Here is an 8,038-nt window from a genome sequence, read left to right as displayed (position 1 = left end):
CCACCACCAGACCCCCGGACCACGCCCGGAATCCTCTCACGACCACCCACACCACCAACCCCCACACACCGCGGGCCGATCCCACCCCACCCCCACCCCACCGTTATCGTGGGGCCTCGCATCCGGTACTGGGAGGTGGTGAGGACCACCAGAAGCCACCTGGTCGGCGGACGAGGTGGGACCACATCGCTGCTGCGTGTTGACCTGCGGCTGTTTCGGGGGCGACAGGCTGTCGCCACTAGGGTGCCCAGAAGAAGAACGAAGAGGAACCAGAGATGACGAACGCGAGTGGCGGCTCGGCGCCGGTGCGGCCGGCACGGAGGGGACGCCGGGGTGGGGTCGATCCCACCAAGCACGCGCGGGACCGGAGGCTGGTCCTCCACATCGGCCTGCACAAGACCGCAACCACGTTCCTCCAGAACGTCCTCAGTACTCGGCGCTACGACCTCCTGCAGGAGGGCGTGCTCTACCCGTCGGCCGGTACCTCCCTCGCTGAGATGGTGAAGACCCGAGAGGGCGCCCAGTCCGGCCACATCCTGTTCACCAGGCCCGGGGACCGTCAGCGCCGGTTGGTCTGGGACCTGGTCCACGAGCTGCCGGAGAGCGCCCGCACCGTCCTGGTCTCCTCGGAGAACTTCACGCACCCGGGTGTGGACGCCACTCCCGAGCAGCACCTCCAGGCCTTCCAGGCCTTCGGGAGCATCGAGGTCATCCTCGTGGTGCGACGTCAGGACGACTGGCTCGAGAGCTATTACAAGCAGCAGGTCGACCAGTACGGCAACTTCGAGACCCGCGCCTTCGACGCCTTCTTGAAGGAAGACGGTCCCACGCTCCTGGACTTCCATGCCCGGTTCGAGCCGTGGCGACAGCTCGTCGGACCCGAGAACTTCCATGTCCTGTCCTACGACGACCTCGGCGGTGGCGAAGCGATCTGCCGTCGCGTCCTCGAGATCGTGGGTGTGACCGGCCCTTTGCTCGACAGCGCGACACAGATCGCGGTGCCCGGGTACACCAGCGTGCGGGCGATAGACACGGTGGGACTGCGAATCCTCAACTCCTACCGGCTGGAGGACCGCGACACCCGGATTCGGACGGCGTTGGCGATCTACGCGATCGCTCCACGAGGAGACATCGAGCTCATGACACCTGAGATGCGGGCGGGGGTCCAGGCACTCTGCGCGCCGATCAACGAGCGCATCGAGGCCGAGTGGTTCCGCGCTGCAGCTCCGGCATTTCGTTTCGGCCGCAAGACCCCGGCGGTCGAGAAGGCGCCTACCGAAAGCGCAGCGCTCATCGAGTACATCGATCGGGTCATCGAGCTGTGTGAGACGGCCCGCCTTCAGCCGTCGCGAGTCTCCGAGTGACCATGACGGAAACCCAGGATCGCGTCGTACCTCACCTGAGTCCGCCGGCAGCGTTGTCCGGGCTGGCGATCTACACGATGTTCCGGGGGCCGGTCGCCCAGCTTCTCCAGTGGTGCAACTTCCACCTGACGGTCGGTGCAGAACGGCTCTACGTCATCCTCGACTGCCCGCCGACCGACCTGGTGTCGTCGTTGCCGGACGACCCGAGGATCCATTGGGCACCGGTCGACCAAGCAACGTGGGACGAGTTCTACCCACGATCGAGCCAGAACGTCGAGCGCAAGCAGGTCGACGGTTTCCGCTGGATGGCCCGGCAGGCGGCCGCTGACGGCTACCAGCATCTGGCCTTCGTGGACGTCGACGAGCTGATCTGGCTCGTCGAGCCCTTCGCCGACCTCGGAAGTCGATCGCCCGAGGCGTCGGCCATCACACTTCCCGTGAGCGAGATGTGGTACTCGCCCGGACGCATCGAGCCGGATCCGTTCGCAGCGACGCTCGCTCTGAGTCCCACCCGCGAACACCCCCTCGACCTGGCGCGCGCCTTCGGATGGCGTGCTCAGTTCCTACGTCGAGGCTTCCTGGGGCACGAGGGAGGGAAGACCATCTATCGGCTACCGGTCGCCGAAGGCGCCATCACCGTCCACCAACCTGTGGACGGGGTCGTCGCCGAGCGAGTCGTCACCCTACCGCGATCCCAGGCGAGGCTCCTTCACTTCGACTGTGGTGACGTCTCGACCTGGAACGCCAAGTGGACGGCCCGCCTCGTTGGCACGACCACGGCGATCGGACTGGCGGCACAGCGTCAAGCGCAACAGCAGCTGTTCGCTCACGAGCTGCGACGGTCAGCCGCCGAGCAGCGCAGGTTCTTCGAGGAGTTCTTCACTCTCAGCAGCGAGGCGCAGCAGGTGCTCGCCGGCCACAGCTTGCTCGAGCAGATCGATCTGGGCCGACTCATGTCGGAGCCGCTCCACGTCTCGGGGGACGGCGCGGGAAGCGGCGGCGAGCTGATCCGGCTCCCCCAGGTGCATTCCCGGGTCGACTTCCAGTTCGCCATGGTCTGCGACCAGCGGTTCGTCCGACCCACCTTCGCGACCATGGCAACTGTCCTTTCACACATGGGCGAGCGTGGCACCGTTCGGTTCGTCGTCCTGGGCGACCGGCTCGACGACGCCGACGTGGTTCACCTGAAGTCCCTCGAGTACACCCGTTTCGACGTCGAGGTGCTGGTGTACGACATCACCGCCGACCTGGACCGGGACATCGGCACTCGCGATGTCAAGCGGGCGACGTACGGCCGCATCTATCTCATCGACTACCTGCCCGAGCAACGCACCATCTATCTCGACGGCGACATCCTTCCGACGCGCGAGTTCAGCGAACTCTTCGCGCTCGACCTCCACGGCGCGTGTCTCGCCGGTGCTCCCGACAGCGCCTCCTTGCGACTCTCGACCAACCCTGCGTCCGTCCCGATCCAACAGAGAAACCGGCTGATGGGGATCACGGCCGGCAACCCATTGGAGTACCTCAACGGCGGCGTGCTGATCTTCGACCTGGACAACCCCGACTTCCGAGGGCTCGCCCTCCGCGCTCGAAGTCTTGTCGTCCTCCAAGGCCGGGCCCTCAAACAGCGTGATCAGGACGCGATCAACATGGCATTCGCCGGCCGCAAGTACCGATTGCCCTCCACATACAACTACATGACCCAGTTCTACGTGTCGGACCGCTGCGTGGACGGCGAGCTCCCCAGGCTGAAGTACGAGGCCGCGGACGCCGTGCTCGTCCACTTCTCGGGAAAGGTCAAGCCATGGGAGGACGTCGACGACGAGTTCTACAACGGGCTCTACCGGCGGCTGGTGCTCGAGGCCGAGGAGCGCCTGGGCGTCACCTGCGGCTTCTACTTCTCCATACCGGTGTCGCCACCCAGTCGCCGTTGGGACGCTGCTCGCTGGACCGACGTACTCACGTCCCGCCCGGCTGCCAAAGCACCTCCGATCGCAGATTTCGAGCTGATCGACGTCTCCGACGACGGGCTGTACGTCCGGGTGTCCCCACCACTTGTCGAGCTAGCCGAGGAGCGAGGACTCAGGCTCCTGCTCAGAACCGGCGGAAAGACCCTCGCAGAGTCCGGGTTCGAGGTACTCGGACGCCCCCAAGCAGACTTGGTCGAGCGCGTGGGCGTCGGCGTGCGGAAGCTACCGCTCGATCTGGTGGAAGCCCTGGCAGCCGGTGGCGGAGTCGCGCAATACGCCGAGCTCGTCCTGGCCCGCCCCGACGCCGACCCCAGCACGTTCGCGCGACCAGTCGGCCAAGTGGACCTGATCGCTGCCGGCCCCGCCTCAAGGCCGGACCTCCTCGACGACCTGGGCGTGACCGGGCGACTGGAGCGTGTGTCCGACGGTTGGCTCATCGGGTGGTACGACGGGCGAGGTCGCGGAGCGAGCGACGCCGTCTCCATGTGCTACGACGGAGAGCTCGCCGCGCAACGGCCTCCCGACCTCCTGCGTCCGGATCTCGGTCGCGACAACGACGGCACGCGTCGCCCGATCGGGTTCAGGTTCCGCATGGCGAACCTGGCCCGCCTGGGCTACGGGCACGGCGACGGCGAGGTCTCGGTCCGGGTCGCCCGCACGAACATTCCACTGGCCGGTAGTCCGGTCCCGGTGGCGGGAGCGAGCCAGGAACTGCGGTACGACGCCGGCGCCGGACAGTGGGTCGCCCAGCCGCAACCCCGTCCGCCGGTGATGTCCCGCGTCCGCGCGCGCGTCGGGCGAGCCATCCGTCGCTGACGCATCCCGGAGGCCCTGCGGGGGTCTCAGTAGCCGTAGAGCTCGAAATCTTTTGCGTAGACCTGTCGAACACGCCGTTGCAGTCCGGGATGCCCGTCGAGCACGCCGCCGCTCGGCCGCTTCGTGACGTTCCGGACCGTGACCGGGGCATCTGGCAGCCCCGCCAGCTCACGCAGCCGCGTCAGGTCGGCGTCGAAGTTCTCGAGGCGGCCGACGAAGTCGAGCTCGACCAGCGGATGCATCAGGTTCAGGTGCTGGGGTCGCCAGTGCGGATCCATTCCGCGTTCGTCCTGCGCCTCCAGCGCATCCACGAACTGGTCGAGGCCCACGGGGGAGTCAGGGGGAAGCTCGAGCACGCGGCGTATCTCGTCTCGCCAGCGCTCGTCCGTCGTTCTCTCGATCTTGTCCAGGTAGGCGGACTCCAGCCGGCGCATCGGCTCCCGGACGAAACCGAACCGGAACGCCTCACCGTCGAGCATCCGGGCCACCCTGCCCCAGCCGAGCTCCCGCGAGTGCGGCATCGCGTAGTTGGCGTGGATGTTGCGGATCGGTTTCTGGGTGTAGTTCCCCGTGTAGATGCGGTGCAGCCACAGGGTGATCGTCGACGCCGCCGCCTTGGCGTTCTTCACGAAGACGACGTTGTGCTCCGGCAGGAGCACGAACCTGCCCCGCTGACGCCCCGGGAAGAAGTCACGAAGTGCCTCGCGGGTGACACGCGGCTGGGTCTGCGTCATGATCGCTGACCCTAACCCGATCCGGGTCTCCAGGTCCTACTGCGGGTCCGGCTCACCACGGCGCTCCAACATCGTCGCGACGGCGGCGCGCCAGTCGAGCTGGTGGCCGACCTGGACGTCGTCCCAGGGCTTGAACGGGCCGATCCAATGCACGATCGCCGGCGGCTGTTCGCTCGCATCTCGGTGTGCCCAGAAGTTCCAGCGCGGGGACAGCGGGAGGAACGACCCGGATGCGTACACGTTGAGCGCGTACTGGCCGTTCAGTCCGAAGTGTTCGATGAAGCCTGCGCAGCGTCGGAGGAAGTCGTCCTGGCGCATCCGCGCGAGATCCATCACCAGAACGCCGGCGTTGAACCCGTAGTCTCCGGCTCCGAGCCTGCGGTGCACCAGGTTCAGCATCCGCCAGGCGTCCTCGCTGTCGGAGAGCTGATCCCTGGCCACCTCCAGATAGCTGACCACCCCACCCATCGCGTTCATCTTGTCGTTCTCGCGCGCGGCCAGCGGGGCATCACCGAGTTCCGTGTCGTAGAGCTCGCCGATGTCGCCGAACGGCAGCAGGTCGAGGTCGAGATAGAGAACCTTGTCCACGTCGTCGAGCAGGTCCGGTAGGAGTAATCGGTCCATGGTCGACTCCGTGATGCGCTCCGCCCTCGTCGGCACGTCGCCGAAGTCAACCACCGCGCAGGGCAGGAACGTGACGTCCACCTCGGGGAACGCACTCGCGAACCGTTCATAGTCGGCAGTCTCGAACCCACGGACCAGCGCGTGCAGCCTGATCGGGCGTTCGGTGCCCGCCAGACAGGTGTCCAGCACCGTGTAGAGCTGCGTCAGGTAGTTGCGATCGAGTCCGACGCACACGTCGATGACCCGGTCGTCGTCCTGCGGAGTCTGGCGGGTCCAGGCTTCGCGTCGAATCGCAATGACGGCGTCGTGATCGTCGAGGGAGGTCCGGGGAAGCTCGTAGGCAGAGGCGCGCGCTGCGACGTCGGCCGCGACGAACGGCTCTGTGATGGAACGCCAGAGCGCGTACACATCGTCCTCGCGGGTGCCGGACAGCACGGCCGCAAGCACCGGCTCGAGGATGACGTCACGGATTCGCGTCCGCATGGCCTCCAGGTCCGCTGACGGCCCGGTGAGGCCCTCGAACCCGACGTCGTACGGGAGTGCTGGAACGAACGTCGTGGGGACCGCCATCGCTGTGGCCGCCAGGTGGCAGTGCAGGCGGCCCGTGGTCAGCGACCCGTACTCGGTCCGATAGGCGTCGAGCGTCGCCAGAGCCGTCCGGAGGTTGTCTCCGAGAGAACGGTTCCGCAGGTCGTCCTGGACGTGCGTCAGCTCGTCGCTGCCTTCGGGCGGGCGGGCATCCACGAAGCCCTCTGGCAGATCGTTGTTCGGCGGAGAACCCTCGAAGTAGGCGTCGAGCGTCGACGTCACACACCCGGAGAAGAAGGCCGGTACGTCCAGGTAGGTCAAGAGATCCACCGTGTACCAGTCGCGGCAGCCGATCGGTGCGTAGCGGCGAAGGTAGTGGATCGCCTCCTCGGAGAGCAGGTCTCGCCGCTCGCAGTGGAAGGACACGAAGATGGGCAGGAGGTTCGGGTGGTAGGGCAGCCCGGGCCGACCCAGAGCATCGACGTCGAGATGTCGCCCGAACGCAAGGGCCCACGTGCCCGGCGGGATGTCGTCCAGGTGGGAGTCGTCTCGGCTGAACTCGACCAGTCCGACGGACGTGTCGTCACCGTGGATCATCAGGTCGGAGCGGATCCGTGCCCGGAGCTCGGTTGCGGTCTCCACCAGCGAGGCGTCGCCGACCAACCGCGCGTCCGATCGGCGGAGCACGTGGCTCAGGGCGGCCAATGTCTGGATGTAGTCGTCGAGATCCGACGAGCTCGAGCGCAGGTCGGGACGACCGTAGCCCATCACGGCGATCACCACGTCAGCGGCAGGCGCGATCTGGCGAGCTCCGGCGTAGTCGGCGAAGCGGGCCAGTGCTCGCCGGCCGTCCTCGTCCCACCCGACCCTCCCGGCTGCCGTGTCGACAGCCCGGGACAACGTGTCCCGATCCCCGACGGCAGCGATGACCGCGAGGATGTCGAGCCATTGATCGGGCGTCGGGGACGCCGACCGGACGATGCGGTCGAGCACGTCGGCCGCTGCTGTGTGGTCGTCCGCGATGCGGATCCTGGCGTACTCGACCGGTATCAGGGCCGCAGCGTCGTCCCCGCACAGGGCCAGATGCTCACGGGCGAACGAGTCGTGACCGAGGTAGTGGCCGTGCACGACCAGTGCCGCGTGCACCGCCGGCTTGAGCGCCTCGAAACCCTCGAGCGAGCGCAGCAGTGCCGGAAGCTTGTACCGATGGGGATACGCAGGAAGATCGACGAGATCGTGGGCGTAGTCAACCAGTGCGGGTGCCAGGTCCTCGCCTCGCATCAGGGCCTCCACGAAAGACGCGGCGGTCACTTGCGCCCGCAGGGTGGTGGCGTCGATCGCGTATGCGCCGGAGATCCCCTGATCGGACCCCGTCACGGCGCGGGACAGCCGAGCCAGAACGCGTCGCGCCGTGTTGCGCTCCGCCCGAACCTCCCGGAGCACGCGACGAGCATCAGCCAGGCTGGCACTCCTGTCGTCGAGCTGCTGCGCCAGCGTCTTCGCCCGACTCCCGGCAGCGGAGGCGCGCCCACGTGCTTTGCGCAGATTCGCGCGGGTGGCGCGCAGGTCCGCTCTGGCCGCCCTCAGCTCGGCGCGAACCCGTCGCTCGGATTCCGACAGGCGCCGATTCTCGTCCCGGAGTCGGAGAACCTCTCGGACGCCCGGCGTGCGGCGCGCCAGACCGGCGGCGCGTGGCCGCACGCCCGTGAGGTCACGTGACGACATCCGCTCCGGCACCTCCTCGTCACCAGCTTCGCGGGAGCCTATCGGCAGCGCACAAAGCGCCGACTGCCTGTCTCCTCCAAAGGCCGGTCCTCGACGACGGCGGCTCGGACCCACGACGACCTCTGCCCCTCACAGCTCGGTCGGGTGGGGGTGGTTCAGGCTGTCGTGGCTTCGCGGTCGATGAGGGCGCGCAGGGGGGCGTGCTGTTCCTCGGGCAGCTCGAGGACCTCCAGGTAGTGGTCGAGCCGGGCGGGGTCGAAGACCTGGACACTGGTGG

At 67.5% G+C, this 8,038-nt stretch carries 4 protein-coding genes; 2 read left to right on the top strand and 2 right to left on the bottom strand.

Annotated features, from left to right (window positions below; translation table 11 throughout):
• The first annotated feature begins 275 nt into the window (after window positions 1–275).
• Window positions 276–1,364, top strand: coding sequence for a hypothetical protein (locus tag VGK78_RS10865; protein WP_331527648.1), 1,089 nt, complete (start codon window positions 276–278; stop codon window positions 1,362–1,364).
• A 2-nt stretch (window positions 1,365–1,366) separates the two neighbouring features.
• On the top strand, window positions 1,367–4,150 hold the full coding sequence (locus VGK78_RS10860; RefSeq protein WP_331527647.1) for a glycosyltransferase: 2,784 nt from the start codon (window positions 1,367–1,369) through the stop codon (window positions 4,148–4,150).
• 26 nt (window positions 4,151–4,176) lie between these two features.
• Here the strand turns inward: VGK78_RS10860 and VGK78_RS10855 are convergent, their stop codons facing one another.
• Complete coding sequence (locus tag VGK78_RS10855; protein ID WP_331527646.1) at window positions 4,177–4,884, bottom strand: sulfotransferase family protein; 708 nt, start codon at window positions 4,882–4,884, stop codon at window positions 4,177–4,179.
• Between the two features lie 36 nt (window positions 4,885–4,920).
• Entirely contained in the window at window positions 4,921–7,479 is a 2,559-nt protein-coding gene (locus tag VGK78_RS10850; protein ID WP_331527645.1) for a glycosyltransferase, read from the bottom strand.
• Between the last annotated feature and the right edge of the window lie 559 nt (window positions 7,480–8,038).

Origin of the sequence: Nocardioides sp. (genome assembly GCF_036503465.1) — a bacterium.
In the GTDB taxonomy this organism is placed as follows: Bacteria; Actinomycetota; Actinomycetes; order Propionibacteriales; family Nocardioidaceae; genus Nocardioides.
The sequence above is the reverse complement of the archived record's forward strand: the minus strand, read 5'-3'. Positions and strand labels throughout refer to the sequence as shown.